This window comes from Streptomyces tyrfis (assembly GCF_037034285.1).
GTDB lineage: Bacteria > Actinomycetota > Actinomycetes > Streptomycetales > Streptomycetaceae > Streptomyces.
In genome coordinates, this window is record NZ_JBAGJZ010000076.1 from 1 (window position 1) to 24,338 (window position 24,338).

The window sequence follows — 24,338 nt, forward strand, 5'->3', positions numbered from 1 at the left end:
ATCTCACGCTTCCGCCACCCGGACGCGGCCCCGGCCCGCGACGCCCTGGTCATCGGCTACGGAACCCCGACCGACAGCGCCTGGCCGGGAGCGCTGGACGCACTCTGCCGGGTGCTCCCACAGGTGCCCTGACGGCACGCGCGCTGCCGCGTACGGCCCGTCGGCCAGGAGGCCCGGGGAGGTTCGGCCGGCCCGGTCCGGGTTGATCCGTGCCGGGTTCATGACGCGTCGCGTAGGTCAGTTCGCTGAGAAAGCGTCAGGCGGCCCGGCATCCGCAGTCTGCTAGCATCATCGGATGCTCATTGTGATGTTCATCTGACGGTCCTGGGTCTCTCCCGCCCAGGTTCTGATCCGTTGAGGGTGCGATCTTTCGTGCCCTCCGGACCTCGACAACCGTCGGAATCTGACGGCCGCGCATACGACGGCGGTCGCACATCATCGGAGCTTCTTCGTGCTCTCAGTGCTTCTCCTTCCTGGCGCGCTTCGCGCCTTCCTTCCCGCCCTGATCGGTCGGTCCGCTCTCGCCATGGGCGGTCTGGCCCTCCTCCTCGCCGTCCAGGACAGTACGGGCTCGTACACGCAAGCCGGTTTCGCAACAGCGGTGTTCGGAATTGCCAACGTCGTCGCCGCACCCTGGCGGGCCCGGGCCGTCGATCGATTCGGCCAACGAATCGCGCTCACCGCCATGGCGTCAGGCCAAGCCTCAGGGTTCATCGCTCTCGCGCTCATCACGGAAGCCGAAGGCGTCGTCGATGCCTGGTTCCTCATCCTCAGCGCGGTGATCGGCCTCGCATCGCCGCCCCTGGGGGCAGCGATGCGAATGATCTGGGCATCGCTCACGACGGCCGGCGACCAGCGAACAAAAGCCTTCAGTGTCGACGCGGTGTGCGAAGAACTCCTCTTCGTCGCCGGCCCCGTCGTCATCACCGCAGTCGTGGTCGCCAGTTCTCCCAGCACCGGGCTCTGGGTGACCGCGGCAGCCGTTTCCCTCGGCACCGCAGCGATGACGTCCAGCGCGTCGTCAAGGACGCTTCGCGGAACAGGAGGGGGCGCCGCGCGAGGAGATCGTCCGTTGCGCCAACCAGGTTTCGCACGGGTACTGATCGTCCTCCTGGGCGTCGGCGGTGTACTCGGCGTCGCGGAGATCGCAGCGCCGGCAGCCGCTGCGCAACATGATGCTGTCGCAGCTTCGGGCTGGCTCCTGGCAGCCTTTGCCGGCGGAAGCGCTCTCGGAGGATTCCTCTACGGGCAGCTGAACCTCAAGGCAGGCATCGGCAAAAGACTGTTCGCCCTGTGCCTCGGCATGGGGTTCGCCGCGGTGCTCGTGTCGCAGCTGGACACACTCGGTCTCTTCGCCGCGGGCCTCGCGCTCGTCGGTCTGTTCCTCGCTCCCTCCCTCATCACCGGGTACCTCATCGCCGACACCGTCGTTCCGGAATCCGGCCGGACGGAAGCGTCGACATGGATCAACACCTCCGTGAACCTCGGAGCATCGCTGGCGTCTGCGGCGGCTGGAATCGTCATCGACGGCTCTGGCGCCTGGCTCGCCCTGTTGCTCGTGGGAGCGATCGCTCTCGTGCTTGCCCCGGCCGTGCCATTCACACAACTGCGCAAGACCGAGCCGCCTGCGGCCCACGCTCTCGATCGTTGAGAACAAGCTGAACAGCACCCCTGCGGGCCGCAGTCCAATGCGCTTTGTGGCGGGCGCTGTGTTCACTCGGACGATCTCCTTTGTCAGGAGCCGATGTGCGGCCGGCCGCCTTCGCGGACGTACCGGTCGGGCACGGGGCTGCGGCGCGGAGGCGAGGCGGCGGCAACGGTCCGCCCAGCGTCTGAAGCGGGAGGCCCGGCCGCGGCCTGCCTGCCGGGCTCGGTGAACGGCGGTGCATCCCGATCTGGGCGACGAGGGGTCGTGAGCCATCGATGGTGGCTGTCTGGTGCGCCGGACGGCAGGGCCCACACAAGAAGGGGTACCGGGCCATGACAGCCTGTCCCATGCCACGGTGGTATCGGCCCCGAATGTCAGCGGGCTGAGCGGGCCGCCCTGGCCGGCACCTCCATCAGCCGTCCTGTCCCCACCCGCGTACGGCTCACCCTCCGCGCTCAGGGCGAGGCTGCCTGGGCGTGCGGGACCCCCGCACGGTCCCCGGCATCGTCCTCCGCTGCGGATCGGGGGCCTCGGGTCCGGGTCGTGTGCGTGCGGTACGGAGCAGGGCGGCGATGAGGACCGCCGCGCCCGTCATCAGGACGGCACTGAGGCAGCCTGATCGGCACCCGATCAGGCGCGAGCACGGACGGTGCTGTTGACCTCTCGCGGCGAAGGTCGAGTGTTCTCACCGAAGGCTGGTGGACGGGCCTTTTCTCATCGAAGGCTGGGGGCTGGTCAGGAGCAGGTGTGGCGCGGCACCCGGACGACCGCAGTTCCTCCGTCCAGGTCCACCGTTGTCCTGTTCGGCGGTGCCCCGTCATCCTCGTTGTCCGGCATGACCAGTGCCGACTGCCGCTCCTTCAGCTCGTTCTGCTTGCCCGGCGAAAGACTCGCGTGCAGCTGCTCGAACCCGGTCGCCGATATCTGACCCTGTCGCGCGCCGTTTCTCCATGGCAACACCCCGGCCCGCCCCGTGCGCAACAGCAGCTGGTCGACAAACGCAATCAAGGTCAGGGCGACGATCAGCCCGGGCAGGGTCATGAAGAAGATGAATGCCATACGGTCATTGTGGGGAGCGGCCTGGCCGCACTCAACCGGTTCGCGAGCTCGATGTCTGCCGTCGCAGGTCAGCGAGGTGCACACGGCGGGCACCGCGTACGGCGCCCACGGGTCGCCGGGTTTCCGTCCGTCCGGTCCCGTGCGAACCGGCCCTCAACCTCGGGTGAGAAACGCTCAGCCCTCGTTGCGAGGGGTCGGCTGTGTCCGGTGTGCGCCGCGGCCGAGGCACCGGCCGCGGCGGCTCCGACCCGGTGACCGGGGCCGCGGTCGTTGTGGTGAGCGGCGGCGGGCAGGCAGGGCACGCCGCCGGGAGTGCGTTGGCCCACTGCACGTGTACCCCGGCGCCTGAGGTCGTGGTGCCTTCCGCGACGCGCGATTTACTTCAGACGTCGTTGATAGTGCGCGAGTTCAATGTGTCCGCCGGAGGGCGTGCGGCCGACGTTGATCCCTGTCCGGTTGAATCCGCTGCGCTCCAAGCATCGCTGGGACGAGAGATTGCCGGTCGCGGTGCGTGCTGTCAGTTCGCTCAGGCCACTGCGGACTGCCAGTCCCACCGCGAGTTCCAGTGCCGCGGCCGAGTGACCCAGGCCTCTCGAGTCCGGGTGGAGCCAGAACCCGACTTCGGCGGTCCTGTCCGTGATGTCGAAGAGAACCAGGCTGCCGAGAAATGTGTCCGCTTCGTCGACGATGCTGAGCACCGCGAGGTCTCCGGTCTGGAGGCCTCGAGGAACGACGTCGTCAGCGAGGCGGGCTACGGTCTCGGGCGTGTACTCCGGTTCAGGCAGGTGGCCGTACTGCTGCACGAGTGGATCACGGGTTCCATCGGCGTACCGCTCGGCGTCGCGGGAGGACAGCGGGCGAAGTGCGCGCAGGCCGTCACCGACAGGGAGCAGGGTTGCATTGATCATGCCGCTAAACTAACACTGATCGTTTAAGGAGTGGTATGAGCTACTGGGAGCACGTCAAGCCCGTGCGGCGCGTCCGGGCTCTGGATCCGGAGGCCATCGCGCGCGCAGCAGTGCGCATCCTGGACACGTCGGGGATCGAGGGTCTTTCGCTTCGCGCGTTGGCGAACGCTCTGGAGGCGGCGCCGGCAAGCCTCTACTCGCGCATCGACGGCATCTCGGATGCACTCGATCTGGCGCTTGATCATGCCCTGGGACGTGATAGCGCGGTTCAGCGCGCTCTCCGTGAAGAGGAGGCATCGGAGGTGCTGTTGTCGCTGTACCGCCATCTTCTCGAGCACCCGTGGGCTGTTCAGGTCATCGCCATGCGTCCACCGCGAGGGCCGGCCTACCTCGCGTTCTCGGAAGGGCTCTCCGATCGACTTGGCAGGTCGGGCGCAGCCGCGCCACTGTGGGTCGCGTACGCGGCGAGCAACCTCGTCATAGGAAGCGCCATGACCTACCGAGCCGCTCAGTTGGAGCCCCGAACTCCGGGCGACGCGAGTGTGGCGCCGGTGTACGAAGAACTGAGACGCGACGCCCCGCACGAGCCGGAGGACGTCCTTCGAAGGGCACTCCACGCGCTTCTCGTGAACGCGTGATCGCCGTCGACGACCTCCTGAACCGCAACGCAACCTCCTGGACCGCACCAACGAGTGGTTCTGTCCCGGGAGGCGGGAGGTCGCGGACGGGTTGTGCGGGTCTCGACGGGGGCGTGGCAGCGACCGTAGGCCGTCCGGTACTCGGGCGCGGACTGTCGCGTGGTGTCGTAGGGCGGGCGACAGTCCCGGCAGGCCTCGGCGAACGAGCCTGCGGGAGCAGTGCGCCAAGCGGCCTTCTCCGCCAGGGTGTTCGGCCCTGGCGGAGGGCGATCACGCAGAAGAGGTCGAACGGCACCTTCCGTCGGTCAGTGGGCACGAGGTTCTTCGAGATCGTGGCGTTTTCGGTTCAGGGGCGGGTGTCCAGGACACGGGCGAGTGAGTCGAGGGAGGCCAGGGGGTCGGGGCCGGTGGGAGTGAGGACGACGCCGGTCGCGCCGGCCGCATGGCGGGCCTTGATCGCTTCGCGAGCCTGGGCGGGGGTGCCGGTGACGCTCAGCCGTCGGACCCAGTCGGCGGGCATGGTCTGCGCGAATTGCCGGGCGTCGGTGCAGGCGGCGCGGTGTTCACGGAACTGTGCGGCGAAGGGCAGGGGGTCGATGTGCGCGGCCCAGGCCGGTTCGCCGATGGCCGTCAGACCGTCGCGGACGCGGGCGAGAGCGGCTTCCTCGTCGTCATCGACAGCGGCGGCGTCGTAGGTGACGACTTCTCGGCTGCTCGTGTGAGGAGTGCATTCCATGTTCTGCAGGGAGGAGGCGATGTAGGCGGGGGCCGCGGGTTCGGCCAGGAGGAGCCCGTCGGCCACCTCGCCCGCGACTGCCTGCGACTTGGGACCGCGTACGCCGAGGATGACCGGGGGGACGATGTCGGGTGTCTCGGTGATGACGACGCCCTCGCAGCGCACGTAGCGACCGCCCGCCGGGCCGGGCTCGCCGCGTATCAGCAGGCGCAGCGCAGTCGTGTATTCCTTGATCAGCGTCAGGGGGCTGGCGGGCCAGGCTCCGGCCTGGCGCATCCAGTCGGGCATGCCGTGGCCGATGCCGGCGATCAGCCGGCCGGGGTAGAGCTGCGCGAGGGTGGCCAGTTCCATCGCGGCGAAGCACACGTTGCGGGCGCCGGCGGGCATGATGCCGATGCCGACGGTGATGCCGGTGGTGCTGGCGAGTACGGGGCCGGCTTGCGCGAGTCCGCCGCGCCAGCCGAGGTCTTCGACCACCCACACCTGGTCGAATCCCAGTTCTTCTGCTCGCCGGGCGAACGGCAGCACATCCCGGACGGGCAGGTCACGGGGGAGCATGACGCCGACGCGGCCGAGGGCGGAGGTGTCGTTTGATTCAGGCATGGCAGGTTCCTTGCTCGGATGGTGGGTTTTTCCTCCACCCGGTCTGGCAGCCGGGCGGGGAGCGGGGGCGCGATGTCAGGGCGGAGCCGCCCGAGCGGTCAGTGGCTTTCCACCGTCTCGTGCGGGTGGTCGGAGCCGGCGCGCGGGATCGTGGCGGTCGCGGTCGCGGCCTCGGTCACGCACAGCGGGGTCGGCGGCGGGAAGGCGTGGTTGAGTGCCACGAGGCGGGGTTTTGTCCAGCCGATGGCGGCGTGCCCGGCGAGCGTGCCGAGGCGGCCGGGGCCCGGCGACGTGGGAGGCGTCGGTGCCGGGGAGTCGGCGGCCCCGGCTGCGCTGGACGGCTGAACGCGGCCACCCGTGTTCGCGCCGCCCGTCGCGGGCGCCTCGCCCTTGGTCCGACGCAGGCGTGACAGCTGCGTCACAGCCAACCCGCCTTCCTGGTCACCTCCGCGGCGACCTCACCGGCCGGGCGCGTGGTGGCGTCGATGGTGAAGTCATCGACCGCCGCTTGTTCGAGGATCCCGGCCAGTTCACCGGCCCTGGCCAGGTGCCATCGCAACGCTTCGGGCTCGTTCTCGTGACGCCGCGCGAGTCGCTCGTGGATGACGGGCAACTCGGCATGGAGCCGGCACACCGAAAGCCCGATGCCTATCGCGTCGCCGCACAGCTTCCGGTCCTCCGGGTCCTCGATCACGCCGGCGAGGACCAGCCGAACTGCTCCTGCGGCGAGGTAGTTGCCTGAGACACCGCGCAGATTTCGCAGCATCATGCCGAAGTTGAAGCGGTCTCCCGAAGGCGTTGGCCAAGACTGCCTCAGCCAGTCGAGATCGATGACGGCGTGAGGTATCCCGGCGTCGGCGAGAAGGTCGCCCACGCCTTCGGCCACCGATGTCTTGCCGACGCCGACAGTGCCGTTGATCAGGAGGGCGCTGGGCTCGGGAGTACGTTCTGCATGCATGCGTGAGACTCTACGATCCGCTGGCCACGAACTCCTCGCGGCCCGGCGAGCGCGGGCGAAGTCACACGGCGCCGCGTATGGATCCTGCGCCGCACGCGGTCTGGGCGAGCGCGGCGGCGACGGGGGAGTACTCGTCCACGAGCCCCTTCCGATCCGGCCGTCCCGGAAATGGCAACGGAAGTTGCTTGCGGTCCGGTGCTGGAGCACTTTGGGGGCCGGAGGTGATCGCAGTGATCAAGACGACGGTGAATACACGCGCCGGCGGCGTGGCGCCGACCGGTGACGAGGTCCATGACGTGGCGGTGATCGGTGCCGGAGCAGCGGGCCTGAGCGCCGCGCTCCTGCTGGGGCGGGCCCGTCGCAGGGTGGTGGTGATCGACTCCGGCGAGCCGCGCAACGCGCCCGCCGCGCACATGCACGGGTTCCTGTCCCGTGACGGCCTGCCTCCGGCGACCCTGCTCGACCTCGGACGGGCCGAGATCGACCGCTACGGCGTCGATGTGGTCCGGGGCCGGGTGGAGCATGTCGAGCCCGGCTACGACGTGCGCCTGGAGGGCGGCCCCGTGATCAGGGCCCGCCGTCTTCTGGTCGCCACCGGGCTGCGCGACGAACTGCCCGACCTCCCCGGCGTCCGGGAGCGCTGGGGCAAGGACCTTCTGCACTGCCCGTACTGCCATGCCTACGAGGTCCGCGACCAGCCCCTCGCCGTTCTCGGCACACACCCGGGGGCCGTGCACCAGGCGCTGCTTCTGCGTCAGTGGAGCGAGGACGTGGTCCTCCTCACACACACCCTCGAACTCGCCCCGCAGGAGAGGGAACAGCTGGACGCGTTCGGCGTGAGCATCGTGGAGGGCAGGGCCGTGCGGCTCGTCGTCGACGACGACCGGCTGCGCGGCATCGAGCTCACCGACGGCCGGATGATCTCCCGGACCGCGGTCTTCCTCTTCCCCCGGCCCGCCCCGCGCGACGACCTCCTGATTCGGCTCGGCTGTGCCAAGGACGACCAGGGCTGGGTCGTGACGGACCGGACCGGCCGCACCGGCGTGCCCGGGGTATGGGCCGTCGGAAACGTCGTCGACCCACGCGCCCAGGTCATCGCCGCAGCAGGCATGGGCTCCACCGCCGCGTTCGCCATCAACGCCGACCTGCTCCACGAGGACGTGGAAGACGCCGTCGCACGGCACCGCGGCACGGCTGCCCGGGCATGACCGCTCGGCCGACCGCGCGCGATCTCGTCGTGGCAGCCGGCGTCGGCCGGTGGGGTCCGGGCGGCCGGGCGGCCGATCAGTGCAGGGTGTCCGGGGGCCGTCCGGTGATCCCCGCAGCCGGATCGCCCCGGCGTCGGGGCACCCGTTCACGAACACATCGACAAGGAGAGTCTCACCATGGCAGCAAAGCGCGGCGGCCCCGTGGACAGCGTCACCGAACAGACCTTTCCCGTCCGCGTACTGCAAGCGAAGCGGCCCGTCCTGATCCAGTTCTGGGCCCCCTGGTGCGGGCCGTGCATCAGGATGACCCCCATCGTCGAGGAGCTGGCCGCCGAGCGTGCGGGCGTCCTGGACGTCGTCAAGATCAACGTCGACGAGGAGTCCGGACTGGCCGACCGGCACGGAGTCTCCTCGATCCCTGCCTTCGTGGTCTACGCCGACGGCACCCCCGCGAAGGCGTGGACGGGCGCCGCCCCCCAACCCGTCCTGGAACGACACCTCGGCCCCTTCCTCCGCTGAGCTCCGACGAGCATCGCGCATTCCGGCCGGGCTCCGCCGCGCCGGGACGCGCGATGGCCGCCGTCCGTACCTCTGGCCAACGCCCCGTGTCCGGCGGATCACGACGTAGGCGCAGAGCGTCGGCAGCCGAGAGCAACGCCGCAGATGAGCATGCCAGACCCCGCTCGCCCGGGCTCGCAGTCGGCCGCCGGCCTCTCGCGCCTCGATCCGCCGAACAGACCCCGGCCACCTCTTCCGGATCGGAGTACCTCATGCACCACGTTCACCGCCCTAATCATGAGCACGTCCACGACATCGACTGGGACGCCCTCTGCTCCCATCTGGAGCGCGAGGCCGAACTGCACATCTCCGCGCTCACCCAGGCCACGAACTGGCTGCGCGATCTGCTGGGCGGTGTCGACGCGAGGCGTGTGCTCGATGTCGGCAGTGGGCCGGGCGTGGTCGCCGGCCTGCTCGCCGCCGCCTTCCCCGGGGCCGAGGTGGTCGCCGTCGACCAGTCGCCCGCCCTGCTGGAGCGCGCCCGTGCACGTTCGTCCGGCCGTATCGCCATCCAACAGGCCGACCTGCCGGACGAGTTCGACAGGCTCGGCACGGCCGACCTGATCTGGTCCGCCAACGCCGTCCACCATCTCGGCGACCAGCAAGCGGCCTTGACCGCCCTCGCCGCCTCCCTGCGCCCCGGCGGCCTGCTCGCCGTGGCCGAACGCGGCCTGCCCGTACGCTTCCTCCCCCGTGACATCGGCCTGGGCCGTCCCGGGCTCCAGGCCCGCCTGGACGCCGGCAACGAGGACGGCTTCACCACCATGCGCGCCGAACTCCCGGGCTCCGTGGACGAGGCCGAGGACTGGCCCGCGATGCTGGCCCGGGCCGGACTCGTTCCCACCGGCACGCGCACCTTCCTCACCGACCTGCCGGCCCCGCTCGGACTCCCGGCCCGCGAGTACCTGCGCACCCGTCTCGCCCGGCAACGCGACCAGTTCGGCGAGCGTCTGGACGACCAGGACCGCGCGGCCCTGGACACACTCCTGGACGCCGACGCCCCCGCCGGCATCCTCTGGCGCCCCGACACCTTCTACCTCACCGCCACCACCGTCCACACCGCCCGCTCCTGCACCGCCTAGGTGTGTTGTTCGGGCAGGTTGGTGACGCGGCTGGCGGGTGTTTGGCCTGCGATGCCGGTGTGGGGTCGGTGGTAGTTGTACCAGTCGATCCAGTCGGTGAACGTGGCCTGGCGTTCGGTGTCTGAGGTGTAGGGGCGCTGGTGGGCCCATTCTTCCAGCAGGGTGCGGTGGAAGCGTTCGGCCTTGCCGTTGGTCTGTGGCCGCCAGGGTCTGGTCCGGCGTGGGCTGATGCCCAGCTCCCGGCATGTCTGGCGGCAGGTGTTCTTGCTGTAGGCCCAGGCGTTGTCTGTCAGGACGCGTTCGACGGTGATGCCCAGGGAGGCGAACCAGGCGGTGGCCCGTGCGAGGAAGGCCGCGCAGGTCGGGGCGGTCTCGTCGGGCAGGTCTTCGGTGTAGGCGAGGCGGGTGTGGTCGTCGAGGGCGGTGTGGAGGTAGGCGTATCCCGCCCCGTTGCGGCGGTTCTTGTTCGGGCTGCCGGCCGCTCTGCCGAGAACTTTGTGTCCGCCGCCGTCGGGGATGCGGCCGAGTTTCTTGACGTCGATGTGGACGAGTTCGCCCGGCCGGGCGCGTTCGTAGCGGCGGACGGGCTCGCCGGTGGCCCGGTCGAGTACGGCCAGGGGAGGCAGGCCGTGCCGGGTGAGGATGCGACCCGGAGGACCGTTCTGGTACCGCCGGGGCTACAACCCGGCCGGCGTCATCGCCCTCGTCTCCGGCACCGTCACCGCCCTGCTGTTCGTGAACACCACCGTCCTGGTCGGGCCAGGCGCCGGCGCCGCCGGAGGCCTGGACCTGTCCGCCCTGATCGGCCCGCTCGTCTCCACCGTCGTGTACGCCCTGCTCAGCAGCACCCGACAAAAGGCCCGCCCGTGACCATCCAACCCCCGCACAGCGCCGCAGCCATCATCCCAACACCGGTCCGCACGCTGCCCATCGCCGACCACTGGGTCACCGCCACCCCGGTCGACGACGCCATCACACTGATCCACGAACCGCACGTCCATCCATTCCTGCAGGCCAACACCTGGCACATCCGCGGAAGTCGACGCGACCTCGTCGTCGACGCCGGCCTCGGCATGGCCCCGCTGCGCCCCGCGTTCCCGCACCTCTTCACCGACGAGCCGATCCTGGTCGTCACGCACGGACACCTCGACCACATGGGCGGCGCCCACGAGTTCGCCGACTGCCGTGCCCACAAGGCGGAGAACCTCCGGACTCCGCCGCCGGGAACACTGGCCTCCACTGCCCTCTTCGACGAGCTCGGCATGGCCGAGCCCGACGACGAAGACGTGCCCGAGCTGCTGATCTCCGCCGTTCCGCACAAGGACTACGACCCGAACACCTACCGGCTACGTCCGGTCGCCGTCAGCCAGTACCTGACGGACGGCGACACCATCGACCTCGGCAACCGGCAACTCACCGTCCTGCACCTGCCGGGCCACACCCCAGGCGGCATCGCGCTGTACGACCCCCGGGCCCAGACGCTCTTCTCGGGCGACGTCGTCTACGACGACCAGCTGCTCGACGACATCCACGGAGCCGATCAGATGGACTACGTCGCCACCATGGCCCGGCTGCGCACCCTGCCCGTCACCGTCGTCCACCCCGGTCACGGGCCTTCCTTCGACGGAACCCGGCTGCGCGAGATCGCCGACGCCTACATCGCCGCCCGCGCCTGACCGCCTGTCACTCGCCCCGCCTCGGTACCAAAGAACCTCTGACGGTCTTTCGGACCGTCCGGGCCAGTGCGTGCCCGCCGTTCGACTCTTCGAGTCCCCGAGCGGGTGCCATGTCGCTCCTGGAGCGGCTCGCCGGGGTGGCCTGGTCCGGGCGGCGACGGCGAACCCGGTGGTGGCGGCCTCGTCGGACAGCGCTGCCAGTGGTGTCGAGGCTCTCCGGCGTCCCCTTGATGCCCAAGAGGACGCCGGACGGTGACGCCGAGGTCCGAGGCGATGTCCCGCAAGAGGCCGGCGAGCCTGAATTCCGAGGTGCTCATGGCGAAGCCCGCCAGGGCAAGCAGAAACAGCGGTAAAGGCATTGAGTTGCTCCGAGGTGAGGAGAAGCACGAGAAGGTCATCTCGTCACCGCGGTCAGCACCCGAGGGCGCGCTGGTCCGGCCGCAGAAACACACGGCGGGACGGCAGGACTGCGAACTCAGTGATTCAGGGGGCTGACGACGTGACCGAAAGCTCCCACCCTGGCTGAACCAGGACTCCGCATGGCCCGCGCCCTACCCGACCGGCTCCCATCAAGGCACTCCGGTCTCACAGTTGCCGGCCTGCGCCACCAGCGTCATGTCTCGCGACAACCAGCAGCTCGCGTCCTGATCCAGTACCCACCGGCCACCCGTCGTGCCTCCCGAAGGGTGTTCCCGTCAACGGAGGTCAGGCCGACGGCTCCGCCCGGGACCGGGGCTTGGCCCGGACGTGCACGCGTTCCCCCTGGGGGCCGAACAGGCTGAGCACCTCCACGGGGGAATCGCCCGCGGGGCCGAACCAGTGCGGCAGGCGGGTGTCGAACTCGGCCGCCTCACCCGGCCCCATGACCAGGTCGTGGTCGGCCAGGATGAGCCGGAGGCGTCCGGACAGGACGTACAGCCACTCGTACCCTTCGTGCGTGACGGGTTTGGGTCGGTTGTGTTCCGCGGGGATGATCGACTTCCAGGCCTGCAGGCGTCCCGGCTGTGTCGACAGTGGAATCGTCGTACGACCGTTGTGGACGCGGGGCTTGCAGCGGACCCGCGGGTCGCCGACCTCCGGTGCCCCGATGAGTTCGTCCAGGGGTACCTGGTGGGCCTGTGCGAGGGGAAGAAGCAGCTCCAGGCTCGGGCGGCGCTGGCCCGACTCCAGCCTGGACAGTGTGCTCTTGGAGATGCCGGTGGCCTCGGCCAGCGCCGAGAGGGACACGCCGCGCTGGGCACGGACGCGCTTGAGGCGGGGGCCGACCTGGGCCAGCGTGGCGGCGATCGGTGATTGTTCGTCCATACCTCCATTCCACCTCTTGCGTCCCGGAAATGGCAACGGAAGTTGTCGGTCAGGTGCCGGGTGCGCACTGTTGCGGCAGGAGGTTGTTCCGATGATCAGTACGACGAACGAAAAGAACAGCACGGCACAGCAGGGCGACACGGACGAGGTCCACGATGTCGTGGTGGTCGGCGCCGGGGCGGCCGGTCTCAGCGCCGCCCTGCTCCTGGGCCGTGCCCGCCGCAAGGTGGTGGTGATCGACGCCGGTGAGCCGCGCAACGCGCCCGCCGCGCACATGCACGGCTTCCTGTCCCGCGACGGCCTGCCCCCGGCCGCCCTGCTCGACCTCGGACGGGCCGAGACCGCCCGCTACGGTGTCCAGCTCCTGCGGGGCCGGGTGGAGCAGATCGACCACGGCTACTACGTCCGCATGGCCGGCGGGGTGGTCCTCAAGGCCCGCCGCGTCCTGATCGCGACCGGGCTGCGCGACGAACTGCCCGACATCCCCGGCGTCCGCGAACGGTGGGGGAAGGACGTCCTGCACTGCCCGTACTGCCACGCCTACGAAGTCCGCGACCAGCCCCTCGCCGTCCTCGGCACTCACCCGGGCGCGGTCCACCAGGCACTGCTCCTGCGCCAGTGGAGCGACGACGTCGTCTTCCTCCCGCACACCCTGGAGCTGACCGCGCAGGACCGGGAGCAGCTGAAGGCACGCGGTCTGCACCTGATCGAGGGGGAGATCAGGCATCTCGTCGTCGACGACGACCGGCTCCGCGGGATCGAACTCGCCGACGGCCGCGTCGTGCCCCGTACCGCTGCCTTCCTCTTCCCGCGCTTCGTCCCGTATGACGAGCTGCTGACCGGGCTGGGATGCGAGAAGGACGATGCCGGCTGGGTCGTCACCGACCGCACCGGCCGCACCAGCGTCGGGGGCGTCTGGGCCGTCGGCAATGTCGTCGACCCGCGTGCCCAGGTCGTGGCCGCGGCCGGCATGGGCTCCACCGCGGCCTTCGCCGTCAACGCCGACCTCCTGGACGAGGACGTCGATCGCGCCGTCGAACAGAACCGCCACACGGCTGCCGGCGCCGTCCGGTAGACCACACCGCGGCAACACCGGACCTCACATTCCCACGTGCGACAAGACAGGAAGCCCACAACATGCCCGCACATGCCCCGCGCCCGGTGGACAGTGTCACCGAGCAGACGTTCACCACACGCGTCCTCCACGCGGAGCGACCCGTCCTCGTCCAGTTCTGGGCCACCTGGTGCCACCCATGCCGGATGGTCACCCCCATCGTGGAGCAGCTGGCCGCCGAACAGGCCGACCACCTGGACGTCGTCAAGGTCGACCTGGACGAGGAGCCCGTGCTGGCCGCCCAGCTCGGCATCACCTCCGTCCCCGCCTTCGTCGTCTACACAGGCGGCCGACCCGCGGGCGCGTGGGTCGGCGCGGCGCCCAAGCACGTCCTGGAGAAGAAGCTCACCTCGATCCTGCGGGACGGGGGGTGAGCGTCGAGACCGAGCGGGAAGAAGCCACCGCTCGTAGAACCGCGCGGTGGCCATGAGCCGACGACCGCACACCCGGGGCTGCGGTACCGCCCCGGGTGTGCTGAATTAATCGATTCATTGTGTGATTTTCAGTCGATACGATCGACTTCGGTGACGGGTGAGGTCCGGACGGCTCGAGTGCCGCCGAGACGAAGACCGCACGACGCGGTTCCCCGTGGAACGCCGGCCCTCGTGCAGTTCTCCTGCCGGCTCGTCGCCACGGCAGTTCTCAGGTACGCAGCCGGCGTAGAGAGAGGGTCTTTTCGTGAGCGGGACCGCACACCACAGTCCTGGACTCCTTCCATTGAGTGATCGGGTGGCCGCTCCGTCGTCCGTCGCGCTGCCCACCGCGGGCGACGGACTTGCCTGGCGGCCCGTCACCGCCGATGACATCGGTCTGATCCTCGACCTGAAGCGTGCCGCGGGAAGGATCGACCACCCGCGGTCGCTGGTCATGAGAGACGAACTGGAGGAGGAGTTCGGAAGCGCGGCCTTCACCCCCGAGCGCGACGCCGTGATCGCCGTCGATTCCGCCGGGCGGGCCGTCGCCTACGGCTCGGCCGTGGCCCCGGAGAGCCAGGAGACGATCGTCTGGGTGGACCTCGACGGAACCGTGGCCCCCGACCGCCGTGGGGAAGGCATCGGCAGGGCGCTGCTGGCATGGCAGGAGGCCCGTGGACTCCAGCATCTCGCGGCCTGCGACGCCGCCCTGCCCGGATGGCTGGCATCGAGCGCGCAGGACCACGCCACCCCTGCGATCCGGCTCCTGGAGGCACACGGCTACGAACGCGCCCGGTGGTGGATGGAGCTGGAACGCGATCTCGCCGCGCCGGTCCCCGCGCCGCCGCATCTCTCCGGAGTGAGGTTCGTGCCCTACGCCGAGGAATGGCAGGAACGAGCCAGGTCCGCACTGAACGACGCGTTCCGCGACCACTGGGGCACTCAGCCGGTCACCGCCGCCGAATGGGCCGCCGGCGACCGCCTGAGCGCATCTCGCCCGGATCTGTCCGTACTCGCCGTCGCCCCCGGAACGCACGAGGGCGAGCGCGTCGTCGGGTTCGTCTTCGTCGACGTGAACCAGGAAGAGTGGCCGTTGCGGGGTGGCCCGTTCGGATATGTGACGGCTGTCGGCGTACGGCGGGAGGCGCGAGGACACGGGCTGGCCCGCGCGATGCTGGCCCATGTGCTGCGGGCCTTGCGGGCCGACGGCCTGAAGCACGCCGTGCTCGATGTCGACGCCGAGAGCCCTACCGGCGCCCTCGGTCTGTATCAGAGGCTTGGTTTCACCGTCACCGACCGCTCGGTCAGTCTCGTCAAACGCTTCTGACCCCGGGGCGGGTCCGGCCGTACGGCCGTCCACGGCATCGCCCAGTCGCCCGACCACGACGAGCAGAGAGTCCCAGACGTGTTCCCTTCCGCCATCACCGACTTCTGGCTGAGCCCGGCCCCGACGAGCCGGCTCCTCTACGGCGACGAGGCTTTCAGCGTCACCGTCGACGCCGCCCTGGAGGAGGACGAGCGGCTCACCGTTCTCACGACGACCGACGGAAGGACGCGCGTACTGCTCGCTCCGGACGTCGCCGCCGCCATGGCACTGGGAGAAGGGCAGCCGGTCGACGAGGCGGGCTTCCGGCGGCGCCTGGAGAAGTCCGGAATCCCGCTGCACGGCGCCGACAACCTGTTCTACTTCACCGACAAGGGCCGGGAAACACTGCTCGGGGAACCGGACGCCCCCTCGGTCCGTCCGCTCACCGAGGCCGACGCGCGGGCATTCGAGCGGTTCGAGGAAGCCGCGTCGGAACAGGATCTCGACGACGCGTACGTCGAACTCGGCCACTGGGCCGTTTACGGCGCGTTCGACGAGGGGCGTCTGGTGTGCGTGGCGAGCATGTACCCGTGGAACGACGCCCCGCTGGCCGACCTCGGCGTGCTGACGCTCCCGCCCTACCGGGGCCAGGGCCACGCCCGGCGCGTCGTGCGTGCGATCTCCCGACACGCGCTCGCACGGCAATACGAACCGCAGTACCGCTGCCAGCTCGACAACCACGCCTCGGTGGCGGCGGCCGAATCAGCCGGCCTGACACGATTCGGGACCTGGGACGTCGTCTCGCCGGATGGAAACCCGCTATGACGCTGGAACGGGATCCGAGCCCCGCGCGCGCCAGGGATCTGGCACGGTAGCGGGCGCCCGTTGGCGGTCACGATCCGTTCGACCCGGTGCTCCGGGGCCGGGCGAGCCGACGGTGAGACACCCGGCTCCCGCACGCTCAAGCCACCAACTGGAGTCCTGGTCCACGGCCACGACCGTGCCGGCCGCCGCGAACGCGGACGCGACGCCCGTCTGGCCCGGGCCCGCGAGATGCAGATGGTCTTCCAGGACCTTCCTCTCCCTCGACCCGCGCATCACCGTCGAGAACGTCCTGCGCGAGACCCTGCGGCTCCACTTCCCCGGCACCGACCACGACACCCGGCTCCGGGAACTGCTCGCCCAGGTCGGCCTCGGAACGCGCGAGGCGGGCGCCCTGCCGCGCCAACTCTCCGGTGGCCAGCGCCAACGCGTCGCCATCGCCCGTGCCCTGGCCGTAGAACCCACAGTCCTGGTCCTCGATGAAGCCGTCGCAGCACTCGACGTATCCGTCCAGGCCCGGATACTCAACCTGCTCGCCGACATCCGCGAACGGACCGGCATCGCCTACCTGTTCATCACCCACGACCTCGGCGTCGTCCGCTGCGTCACCGACGACGTCCTCGTCATGCGCCACGGCCGCATCGTCGAGGCGGGCGCCACCGAGCAAGTTCTCGCCGCCCCCCGGCACCCGTATACCCGCCTGCTGATGGACTCGGTTCCCCGGCCAGGCTGGGACCCCAAGCGCATCGCCGCGGCGCGCCGAGCGCTTTGAAGCGCCGGCCGGCAGCGGCCGACCGAGGGCCGGCGCCGCTGAGCGGGACGGCGGGCTCGTACCGACCCGCGAGGTCGCATCGGACGGCCGGCGCCAAGCCCGGTATGCGAGCGTCCGCGGTCGCACAACGGAAGAGACGGCAGCCGGCCGGACGATTTGGCCCGCGTGCACAGCGTGCACAGCAGACGATCGTGCAGAAGTCCGCCGTGCAGGCGGCCACCCCGCTCTTCCCGCCCATGGCCAACGGCGGAATGCAGCGCGGCCTCTACGGGCGCGCGGAGAGCCCCTACAACGCCGACTTCCTCACGGCTCCCTTCGGCTCGGGCTCCTCCAACGGCTCGGGCACCGCGACCGCGGCGAGCTTCTGCGCGTTCGGGCTGGGCGAGGAGACCTGGTCCAGTGGGCGCGGCCCGGCCTCCAACAACGCCCTCTGCGCCTACACGCCCTCGCGCGGGGTCATCTCGGTGCGCGGGAACTGGCCCCTGGTGCCCACCATGGACGTGGTGGTACCCCATACGCGCACCATGGGCGACCTTCTCGAGGTCCTCGACATCGTCGTCGCCGACGACGCCGAGACGCGGGGGGATTTCTGGCGAGCCCAGCCGTGGGTGGACATCCCGAGGGCCGGCGACGTGCGCCCCGAGTCCTACCTGGCGCTGGCGCCGTCCGGCCCCGACGAGGCACGGGCGACCCTGCGCGGCGTCACGTTGGGCGTGCCGCGCATGTACATCAACGCCGACCCCCACGCAGGCACGGGCAGGAAACCCGGGATCGGCGGCGCCATGGGGCACCGCATCCACACCCGCGCGTCGGTGATCGATCTGTGGGCCGCGGTCCGCACCGACCTGGAGGCCGCCGGTGCCACCGTGGTCGAGGTCGACTTCCCGGCGGTGACCAACTACGAGGGCGACCGCCCCGGAGCCCCCACCATCGCCGACCGAGGCCTGGTCCCGCCCGAGTACCTGCGCACCGAGCTCGTGGAGCTCTCCGCCTGGGCGTGGGAGGACTTCGTCGCGGCCAACGGCGACCCGGGCCTGAGCACCATCGCCGATGTGGACGGCGGCCAGATCTTCCCGGAGCCCGAGGGCGCACTGCCCGACCGCTACGACGGCGTCGAAGAACACATCTCCCACTACCCGCAGTCGGTGCGCGACATGGCCGGGGCCCCGTTCACGCAGCTTCCGTTCGTGGCCGAGGGGCTCAAGGGGTTGGAACTCACGCGCCGTGTGGACCTGGAGGAATGGATGGAACAGCTGGGCCTGGACGCGGTCGTGTTCCCAGCGGTGGCCGATGTCGGCGGCGCCGACATGGACATCGACCCGGACACCGCCGCGCACGGCTGGGCCAACGGCGTGTGGGTGGCCAACGGCAACCTGGCCCTCCGTCACCTGGGGATCCCCACGGTGACCGTGCCCATGGGCACCATGGCAGACACGAGGATGCCCGTCGGGCTCACCTTCGACGGGCCCGCCTACTCCGACACCTCCCTGCTGCGCTTGGCAGCAGCCTTCGTGGCGACGGGGGAGCGGCGTGCCGAGCCCCCGCGCACGCCGCGGCTGTAGGACGTACCCGCCGCGCGGCCGGGATGTGGGCCCGGCGCCTGCCGTGTGAGCCATGCGCCGGGCGCGGTTGCAGGGTGCCGTCCGGGAAGGCGGCCTCCACATGCGGAGTAGCCGACGACCCGCCCGAAACACCGATCATGTACTCGATCAGGTGAATCCGATGCGCAGCCGCCGTATCGCCCACTGCCGGCTGGCCCACGAGCCCGTCATACGGCCAGGCACGGGGCGGCGCCCGACTTTCCCATCGTTGCCATTCGACTTCGGACGGTCACATCAGGGGGGCTCGCGACGGCCTCGCAGGCTGCGGACGGCCGGGGTGCCGGTCCCCGCCCGCGCCTGCGTGGGGACGCTCCATCCGACGACGCCCTGTGACGTGCCGAGGGGGCGGCCTCCGTTTGACAGAGCTCATGGTAACAGCGTAGTTACGTTGAGTATCCGATCGTCACTTTTTGTGATCGGCGTTGATCGTGTCATCCCTCTACGAATCCGCCGCCCTCCACCCCACGCGAGGAACCCCGCTGTGACCACGACCCCCACCCGTCCCACCGCCGTCCCGTCCATCGAGCAGCTGCCCCAGCCGGAGCTGCGCGGGTCCACCGACATCCAGGGCAACATCCTGGCCGCGTTCAACAAGGACTTCATGGACTTCCGCTACCTGCGCTTCCCGGACGCCGCCAAAGGCCGCGGCTGGCTCTCCGCGATCCTCAACACGGTCGCGACGACCAACGAGACGGAGGACTTCAACGAGCAGTTCTCGCTGGCCCGCCGGGCCTTCGGCCGCGACCCGTCGATCACCACCGTCCGCTGCGGGGTCTCCCTCACCTTCGAAGGCCTCGTGACGATCGCCAACAAGCCCGATCAGATCAAGAAGGACCTCAGCGCCTTCACGTCGTTCTGCGCGGGCGCGGCCGCACGGGCCGAGGACCTCGGGGACACCGGTGAGAGCGCCCCCAGGACCTGGTTGTTCGGGGCCGGGACCGGCGACAAGGTCGTGCACGCGGTCCTCATCGTCGCCGCGGACACCGAGGCGCTGCTGAAGGAGAAGCTGAAGAACCTCGACACGGTCGAGCAGACCCACCAGATCACACGTGTCCACGTGGACGAGGGCCGCACTCTGAAGGGTGATCTGAAGGGGCACGAGCACTTCGGCTACAAGGACGGCATCTCGCAGCCCGGCGTCAAGGACTTCCACCGCGAGGACGCCGGCCGCAAGGGCTTCCGCGACAATCACGCCGGGACCGAGCTGATCGAACCCGGCGAGTTCGTCTTCGGCTACAAGAGCGAACAGGGCGACCGGAAGGCGCCGGAGTGGATGAAGAACGGCTCCCTCCAGGTGGTGCGCCGCCTTCGCCAGGACGTCGCCGGCTGGAACAAGGCCGTGGCGGACGGCGTCAAGAACTTCACCGGGAACATGGACGCCCATCGGCTCGGCGCCTGTCTGGTCGGCCGGGCCAAGGACGGCACACCGCTCGCTCCGCCGTGCAGCGCCGTGACCGGCCTCGGCTCGGACCGGAACGGCTTCGACTACGCGAACGACCCCATCGGCCGGCACACCCCCTGGGCCGCGCACATCCGGCGCACCCATCCGCGCGCCTTCGCCGGAATCGCCGACAAGAAGCCGAAGAGCCACCGTCTGATGCGCCGCGGCATTCCGTACGGCCCCGAGTTCAAAGGCGGCCCGGACGACGGCAAGGACCGCGGGCTGATGTTCGTCTGCTACGGCACCTCGCTGGAAGAGCAGTTCGAACTGGTCCAGCGGCACTGGTCCAACGACGACACGTTCACCCCCGGCGAAAGCCCGTCCGACCAGGTGGCCGCCAACGGCTTCGACAAGGTCACCGGCCTCGCCGGCAAGGCCTCGATCGAGCTCGCGGACGGCACCTCCGGCACCGTCGACATGAAGCGCTTCGTCCGCACCACGGGCGCGCTCTACGCCTTCACCCCCTCGATCAGCACGCTGAGGCTGCTCGCCGAGGGCGAGGACCTTCCCAACAAGCCGGTCGGCTCCTGAGCGGCGAGGAGAAGCCATGAACGAGAACCCCACTGTCGAGGGCGCCGCCAACGACCGCGCCCGCTGGCAGACCTGCCGGAAGCTGGCCCGCGAGCTGCTGTTGGTCGGCCCCGACGACAAGGACCTGAAACTGCGCTACCTCGACGTCCTGATCAAGGAGGGCATCCCGGAGACGGGCGGGCCCAAGGACGTGCTGATCGTCGGCGCCGGGATCGCCGGTCTGGTCGCCGGGAAGCTGCTCAAGGACGCCGGGCACAACGTCACCATCCTCGAAGCCAACGCCAACCGGGTCGGCGGGCGGATCAAGACCTTCCGTTCCACCGGCGACGAGCAGGACGGCCCGTTCTGCGACCCGGTGCAGTACGGGGAGGCCGGGGCGATGCGGCTGCCCAGCTTCCACCCGCTCACCCTGGCCCTGGTCGACAGTCTCGGCCTGGAACGGCAGCTCTTCTACAACGTCGACGTCGATCCCGACACCGGCAACCAGAACCCACCCGTCCCGCCGGTGGTCTACGAGTCCTTCGAGGACGGCAAGGTCTGGAAGTACGGCGAGGACAGCCCGGACTTCCGCGAGCCGGTCAAGCGCTTCAACAGCTGGATCCGCACCAACCGGATCCAGGCCCGCCGCAGCGAGTACGCCGCCGACCCGAGCTGCATCAACGAGGGCTTCCACCTCACCGGCGACGAGGTGCGGATCACCGCCGCCGACATGGTCAACCAGGCGCTGGAGCCGGTCCGCGACTACTACTCGTACATCGAGAACGGCAAGCGGGTGCGCAAGCCGTTCGCCGAGTGGCTGGACGGCTGGGCCCGGGTGATCCGCGACTTCGACGGCTACTCGATGGGCCGTTTCCTGCGCGAGTACGCGGGCTTCAGCGACGAGGCCATCGAGGCGATCGGCACGATCGAGAACATGACCTCGCGGCTGCACCTGTCCTTCTTCCACACCTTCCTGGGCCGCAGCGACATCAACCCGGACGCCACCTACTGGGAGATCGAGGGCGGCAGCTGGCAGCTGCCCCACGCCCTGGCCATGGAGCTCCAGGACGAGCTCGAAATGGGCGAGCGGATGATCCGGTTGGAGTACTGGGACCCGCACCGCGACGGCGGGGGCGGCCAGGACGTCGGACCGAACGGGCCGCAGGTCGCCGTCCACACCGTGCCCGAGGGCGACCCGGAGGCCGAACCCACGGTCTGGAAGGGTGACTTCGCGATCGTCACCGTCCCGTTCTCCGCGCTGCGGTTCGTCCAGGTCTCGCCCCCGTACTCGTACAAGAAGCGCCGGGCGATCATCGAGACGCACTACGACCAGGCCACCAAGGTGCTGCTGGAGTTCTCCCGCCGGTGGTGGGAGTTCACCGAGGCGGACTGGAAGGACGAGCTCGACTCCATCGAGCCCGGCCTGTACGAGTACTACCAGCGGGCCGGCGAGGAGGACGCCGAGGCAGCCGCGCCGGCCACGTACAACGGGCACAACGGGCACCGGCCGCCGCCCAGTCTGCCCAGGGTGCTGCTCGGCGCCCACCGGAGCGTGGACTCCAGCCGGATCAGCCAGGAGCAGTTGGAGGTCTTCCGGCACACCCCCCTGCGCCGGGCGAGCGTGCGCCCCGCCACCAACTGCTTCGGCGGCGGTTCGACCACCGACAACCCGAACCGCTTCATGTACTACCCCTCGCACCCGGTGCCCGGCAGCGACGGCGGCGGCGTGGTCCTGGCCAGCTACAGCTGGTCGGACGACGCCGTGCGCTGGGACTCGATGGCCGACGCCGAGCGGTACGTGTACGCGCTGCGCAACCTCCAGTCGGTGCACGGCCGGCGGATCGAGGTGTTCTACACCGGCTACGGCCGGACCCAGAGCTGGCTGCGCGACCCGTACGCCTTCGGCGAGGCGGCGGTGTACACCCCGCACCAGATGACCAGCTTCCACCTCGACGTGGTCAAGCCGGAAGGTCCGGTGCACTTCGCCGGCGAGCACGTCTCGCTCAAACACGCCTGGATCGAGGGCGCGGTGGAGACCGCCGTCCGCGCGGCGATCGCCGTGCACGAGGCGCCCGCGCCACCGCCCCGCGCCAGACCGGAGATCCGGCCCGAGGCACGGACCGGCCACGCACGCAGAGCGGAGGTACTGAGCAGATGAGCGGCAACAGCGAGTGGACGGTGGGCCGTTACCTGGCCACCAGACTGGAACAGTTGGGCATCCGGTACCTGTTCGGGGTGCCCGGCGACCACCTCGGCCCGTTCCTGACGATCATGCACGCCACCACCGGGGTGCGCTGGGTCGGCACCCCGACCGAGATCGGTGGCGGCTACGCCGCCGACGCCTACGCCCGGGTGCGGGCCGCCGACGCCGACCTCGCCAAGGGCGAGCAGGGCGTCGCCGCCGTCGCGGTCACCTACGGCGTGGGCGCGTTCAGCCTGCTCAACCCGATCGGCGGCGCGTACGTCGAGTACGTGCCGGTGATCGCGATCAACGCGGCGCCGTCGTACGAGCAGTGGCTCAACTACCAGGCGGTCGGTCTGCTCACCTCGCACATGAGCCAGCGCCGGGAGAGCAATCTGGAGGTCTACCGGCAGGTCACGGTGGACGCACAGGTGATCTCCAACCCCGGGCTCGCGCCCTCGCAGATCGACAGCGCGATCACCGCCGGCCTGACCGAGCGCAGACCCGTCTACCTGGAGGTGATGGACGACCTCTGGAACGCCCCGTGCGCCGCACCGCAGGGCGAACTCCGCCGCCAGGAACGGCCATTCACCAAGAAGAACGAGGAAATGCTCGCCAAGGCGGTGGAGGCCTCGGTGAAGCTGGTCGAACGGCTCGGCACGCCGGTGCTCTGGGCGGGCGAGGAGATCGAGCGCAACCGGCTGGAGCGGGAGCTGGTCTCGCTGGTGCAGCTGACCGGCATCCCGTTCTTCACCACCGTCGGCGCGAAGTCCGTGGTCTCCGAGAACACCCCGGGCTTCACGGGCGTCTACAACGGCAAGGCGAGCCTGCCTGAGGTACGCAAGGCCTTCCAGGCCGCAGGGTGCCGGATCGGCCTGGGCACCTGGTCGACGTCGAAGAACCTCGGCGGCGAGAAGTCGATCGGCGACGACTGGATCGTGGCCGCCCGCGACGGCGTCAGCGTCGGCGCGCAGTATTTCCCGGACGTCCAGTTGGCGCGGTTCGTCCCGGCGCTGCGGGACGCACTGGGCAGCTCTTTCGGCAAGCGGGCGTTCGAGACCGACCTCTTCGCACTGGCACACGCCGAGGACCGGCAGGTCCCGGCCAGCACGAACGCCTTCCTGACCGGCCTGAGCAGCACGGACCACCCCGAGGAACTCACGTACGACGGGTTCTTCCAGCACATGAACGCCTTCCTGCTGAGCCTGGCGCAGGGCGACGGACCGGAGGCCACCTCGCCGTTCACGGTGGTCTCGGACGCGGCGTTCGCACTGCTGGGCTCGATGAATCTGCGGATGGCGGAGCGGGCGAGCTTCGTGGCGCAGAACAGCTGGCTGTCCATCGGCTACTCGGTCGGCGCGGCCACCGGGGTGGCGCTGGGCCGCCAGCAGCCGCTCAAACGGCCGCTGGTGTTCGTCGGGGACGGCTCGTTCCAGGAGATCTGCCAGGAGCTGTCCACGCACGTGCGCCACCACCTGCGTCCGGTGGTCTTCGTCCTGGACAACGAGGGCTTCTACGGCATCGAGCAGATGCTGGTGAACCCCTGCTACTACAAGCAGAAGCCGTCCGACGGGGCCGACTTCTACAACGTGCTGCACCCGTGGCAGTACGAGAAGCTGGCGGAGGTCTTCGGCTCGGAGAAGGACCGGATGCACGGGCGGGAACTCGCCACCCACACCGAGCTCGAGTCACTGCTGCTCGACATCGCCGATCAGGGGAACGACATCAACCGCGCCCCGATCCTGGCCCGGGTCCGGCTCAGCCGGCACGACTACCCGCGGGCACTCCAGTACAAGAT

Annotated in this window: 22 protein-coding genes and 2 pseudogenes; 17 read left to right on the forward strand and 7 right to left on the reverse strand. The window is 70.0% G+C overall.

The features are described from left to right. Positions 1-132 (forward strand): annotated as a pseudogene (locus tag WA762_RS33970) (PLP-dependent aminotransferase family protein); the annotation flags it as partial. A 394-nt stretch (positions 133-526) separates the two neighbouring features. After that, complete coding sequence (locus WA762_RS33975) at positions 527-1,651, forward strand: MFS transporter (RefSeq protein WP_335941387.1); 1,125 nt, start codon at positions 527-529, stop codon at positions 1,649-1,651. Between the two features lie 732 nt (positions 1,652-2,383). Here WA762_RS33975 and WA762_RS33980 read toward each other — a convergent pair. Next, positions 2,384-2,707 carry a DUF6191 domain-containing protein gene (locus tag WA762_RS33980; RefSeq protein WP_335941389.1) on the reverse strand — a complete coding sequence of 108 codons (324 nt, stop codon included), beginning with the start codon at positions 2,705-2,707 and terminating at the stop codon, positions 2,384-2,386. Between the two features lie 377 nt (positions 2,708-3,084). Beyond that, positions 3,085-3,615 (reverse strand): GNAT family N-acetyltransferase, encoded by a 531-nt coding sequence (locus tag WA762_RS33985; protein ID WP_335941391.1) that lies wholly within the window; start codon positions 3,613-3,615, stop codon positions 3,085-3,087. Positions 3,616-3,650: 35 nt separating this feature from the next. Between WA762_RS33985 and WA762_RS33990 the strand changes: the two genes are divergently transcribed. Next, on the forward strand, positions 3,651-4,253 hold the full coding sequence (locus tag WA762_RS33990; protein WP_335941392.1) for a TetR/AcrR family transcriptional regulator: 603 nt from the start codon (positions 3,651-3,653) through the stop codon (positions 4,251-4,253). Between the two features lie 346 nt (positions 4,254-4,599). Here WA762_RS33990 and WA762_RS33995 read toward each other — a convergent pair whose 3' ends face one another. The 3 genes from WA762_RS33995 to WA762_RS34005 form a co-directional block, all read right to left on the reverse strand. Next, positions 4,600-5,592 (reverse strand): LLM class flavin-dependent oxidoreductase, encoded by a 993-nt coding sequence (locus tag WA762_RS33995; RefSeq protein WP_335941393.1) that lies wholly within the window; start codon positions 5,590-5,592, stop codon positions 4,600-4,602. A 98-nt stretch (positions 5,593-5,690) separates the two neighbouring features. Then, a complete protein-coding gene (locus WA762_RS34000; protein WP_335941395.1) occupies positions 5,691-6,014 on the reverse strand; it encodes a hypothetical protein in 324 nt (107 codons plus the stop codon). Continuing rightward, positions 6,011-6,550 (reverse strand): DEAD/DEAH box helicase family protein, encoded by a 540-nt coding sequence (locus WA762_RS34005; RefSeq protein ID WP_335941397.1) that lies wholly within the window; start codon positions 6,548-6,550, stop codon positions 6,011-6,013. The genes WA762_RS34000 and WA762_RS34005 overlap by 4 nt, the downstream gene beginning before the upstream one ends. 233 nt (positions 6,551-6,783) lie before the next feature. Here WA762_RS34005 and WA762_RS34010 point away from each other — a divergent pair, with 233 nt between their 5' ends. The 3 genes from WA762_RS34010 (at position 6,784) to WA762_RS34020 (ending at position 9,398) form a co-directional block, all read left to right on the forward strand. After that, complete coding sequence (locus WA762_RS34010) at positions 6,784-7,758, forward strand: NAD(P)/FAD-dependent oxidoreductase (protein ID WP_335941421.1); 975 nt, start codon at positions 6,784-6,786, stop codon at positions 7,756-7,758. A gap of 177 nt (positions 7,759-7,935) precedes the next feature. After that, positions 7,936-8,277, forward strand: a complete 342-nt coding sequence (locus WA762_RS34015; RefSeq protein WP_335941399.1) for a thioredoxin family protein — start codon at positions 7,936-7,938, stop codon at positions 8,275-8,277. 251 nt (positions 8,278-8,528) lie between these two features. Continuing rightward, on the forward strand, positions 8,529-9,398 hold the full coding sequence (locus WA762_RS34020) for a class I SAM-dependent methyltransferase (protein ID WP_335941401.1): 870 nt from the start codon (positions 8,529-8,531) through the stop codon (positions 9,396-9,398). Here WA762_RS34020 and WA762_RS34025 read toward each other — a convergent pair. After that, a pseudogene (locus tag WA762_RS34025) lies at positions 9,395-10,045 on the reverse strand (IS481 family transposase); the annotation flags it as partial. The gene WA762_RS34020 and the pseudogene WA762_RS34025 overlap by 4 nt on opposite strands. On the opposite strand from WA762_RS34025, the gene WA762_RS34030 reads away from it, so the two are divergent. After that, entirely contained in the window at positions 10,041-10,268 is a 228-nt protein-coding gene (locus WA762_RS34030) for a cytosine permease (RefSeq protein ID WP_335941422.1), read from the forward strand. The pseudogene WA762_RS34025 and the gene WA762_RS34030 overlap by 5 nt on opposite strands. Then, positions 10,265-11,074: an MBL fold metallo-hydrolase gene (locus tag WA762_RS34035; protein WP_335941404.1), complete on the forward strand. Its 810-nt coding sequence runs from the start codon at positions 10,265-10,267 to the stop codon at positions 11,072-11,074. Before WA762_RS34030 ends, WA762_RS34035 begins: the two co-directional genes overlap by 4 nt. Positions 11,075-11,779: 705 nt before the next feature. Here the strand turns inward: WA762_RS34035 and WA762_RS34040 are convergent. Beyond that, positions 11,780-12,379, reverse strand: a complete 600-nt coding sequence (locus WA762_RS34040; RefSeq protein ID WP_335941405.1) for a helix-turn-helix domain-containing protein — start codon at positions 12,377-12,379, stop codon at positions 11,780-11,782. Positions 12,380-12,470: 91 nt separating this feature from the next. Here WA762_RS34040 and WA762_RS34045 point away from each other — a divergent pair, with 91 nt between their 5' ends. From WA762_RS34045 to WA762_RS34085, 9 genes are all read left to right on the forward strand, one after another. Continuing rightward, positions 12,471-13,454, forward strand: coding sequence for an NAD(P)/FAD-dependent oxidoreductase (locus WA762_RS34045; RefSeq protein WP_335941407.1), 984 nt, complete (start codon positions 12,471-12,473; stop codon positions 13,452-13,454). 62 nt (positions 13,455-13,516) lie between these two features. Continuing rightward, on the forward strand, positions 13,517-13,867 hold the full coding sequence (trxA, locus tag WA762_RS34050; RefSeq protein WP_335941409.1) for a thioredoxin: 351 nt from the start codon (positions 13,517-13,519) through the stop codon (positions 13,865-13,867). Between the two features lie 343 nt (positions 13,868-14,210). After that, positions 14,211-15,233 (forward strand): GNAT family N-acetyltransferase, encoded by a 1,023-nt coding sequence (locus WA762_RS34055; RefSeq protein ID WP_335941411.1) that lies wholly within the window; start codon positions 14,211-14,213, stop codon positions 15,231-15,233. A 78-nt stretch (positions 15,234-15,311) separates the two neighbouring features. Further along, positions 15,312-16,037: a GNAT family N-acetyltransferase gene (locus WA762_RS34060; protein WP_335941413.1), complete on the forward strand. Its 726-nt coding sequence runs from the start codon at positions 15,312-15,314 to the stop codon at positions 16,035-16,037. A 175-nt stretch (positions 16,038-16,212) separates the two neighbouring features. Further along, entirely contained in the window at positions 16,213-16,806 is a 594-nt protein-coding gene (locus tag WA762_RS34065) for an ATP-binding cassette domain-containing protein (RefSeq protein WP_443080749.1), read from the forward strand. A 236-nt stretch (positions 16,807-17,042) separates the two neighbouring features. Then, the gene (locus WA762_RS34070; protein WP_443080750.1) at positions 17,043-18,368 is read left to right on the forward strand and encodes an amidase; all 1,326 of its coding nucleotides are present in this window, start codon (positions 17,043-17,045) and stop codon (positions 18,366-18,368) included. A 520-nt stretch (positions 18,369-18,888) separates the two neighbouring features. Further along, positions 18,889-20,379: a Dyp-type peroxidase gene (locus tag WA762_RS34075; protein ID WP_335941416.1), complete on the forward strand. Its 1,491-nt coding sequence runs from the start codon at positions 18,889-18,891 to the stop codon at positions 20,377-20,379. A gap of 16 nt (positions 20,380-20,395) precedes the next feature. Continuing rightward, positions 20,396-22,516: a flavin monoamine oxidase family protein gene (locus WA762_RS34080; RefSeq protein WP_335941417.1), complete on the forward strand. Its 2,121-nt coding sequence runs from the start codon at positions 20,396-20,398 to the stop codon at positions 22,514-22,516. Further along, a partial coding sequence (locus WA762_RS34085; protein WP_335941419.1) for an alpha-keto acid decarboxylase family protein occupies positions 22,513-24,338 on the forward strand: 1,826 nt, incomplete at its 3' end. The genes WA762_RS34080 and WA762_RS34085, both read left to right, overlap by 4 nt.

What these genes read in the sequence shown, in the direction of transcription:
- WA762_RS33975 (WP_335941387.1), top strand. Translation starts at nt 527, where the DNA reads ATGGGCGGTCTGGCCCTCCTCCTCGCCGTCCAGGACAGTACGGGCTCG.
- WA762_RS33980 (WP_335941389.1), bottom strand. Translation starts at nt 2,707, where the DNA reads ATGGCATTCATCTTCTTCATGACCCTGCCCGGGCTGATCGTCGCCCTG.
- WA762_RS33985 (WP_335941391.1), bottom strand. Translation starts at nt 3,615, where the DNA reads ATGATCAATGCAACCCTGCTCCCTGTCGGTGACGGCCTGCGCGCACTT.
- WA762_RS33990 (WP_335941392.1), top strand. Translation starts at nt 3,651, where the DNA reads ATGAGCTACTGGGAGCACGTCAAGCCCGTGCGGCGCGTCCGGGCTCTG.
- WA762_RS33995 (WP_335941393.1), bottom strand. Translation starts at nt 5,592, where the DNA reads ATGCCTGAATCAAACGACACCTCCGCCCTCGGCCGCGTCGGCGTCATG.
- WA762_RS34005 (WP_335941397.1), bottom strand. Translation starts at nt 6,550, where the DNA reads ATGCATGCAGAACGTACTCCCGAGCCCAGCGCCCTCCTGATCAACGGC.
- WA762_RS34015 (WP_335941399.1), top strand. Translation starts at nt 7,936, where the DNA reads ATGGCAGCAAAGCGCGGCGGCCCCGTGGACAGCGTCACCGAACAGACC.
- WA762_RS34020 (WP_335941401.1), top strand. Translation starts at nt 8,529, where the DNA reads ATGCACCACGTTCACCGCCCTAATCATGAGCACGTCCACGACATCGAC.
- WA762_RS34030 (WP_335941422.1), top strand. Translation starts at nt 10,041, where the DNA reads ATGCGACCCGGAGGACCGTTCTGGTACCGCCGGGGCTACAACCCGGCC.
- WA762_RS34040 (WP_335941405.1), bottom strand. Translation starts at nt 12,379, where the DNA reads ATGGACGAACAATCACCGATCGCCGCCACGCTGGCCCAGGTCGGCCCC.
- WA762_RS34045 (WP_335941407.1), top strand. Translation starts at nt 12,471, where the DNA reads ATGATCAGTACGACGAACGAAAAGAACAGCACGGCACAGCAGGGCGAC.
- trxA (WP_335941409.1), top strand. Translation starts at nt 13,517, where the DNA reads ATGCCCGCACATGCCCCGCGCCCGGTGGACAGTGTCACCGAGCAGACG.
- WA762_RS34070 (WP_443080750.1), top strand. Translation starts at nt 17,043, where the DNA reads ATGGCCAACGGCGGAATGCAGCGCGGCCTCTACGGGCGCGCGGAGAGC.
- WA762_RS34080 (WP_335941417.1), top strand. Translation starts at nt 20,396, where the DNA reads ATGAACGAGAACCCCACTGTCGAGGGCGCCGCCAACGACCGCGCCCGC.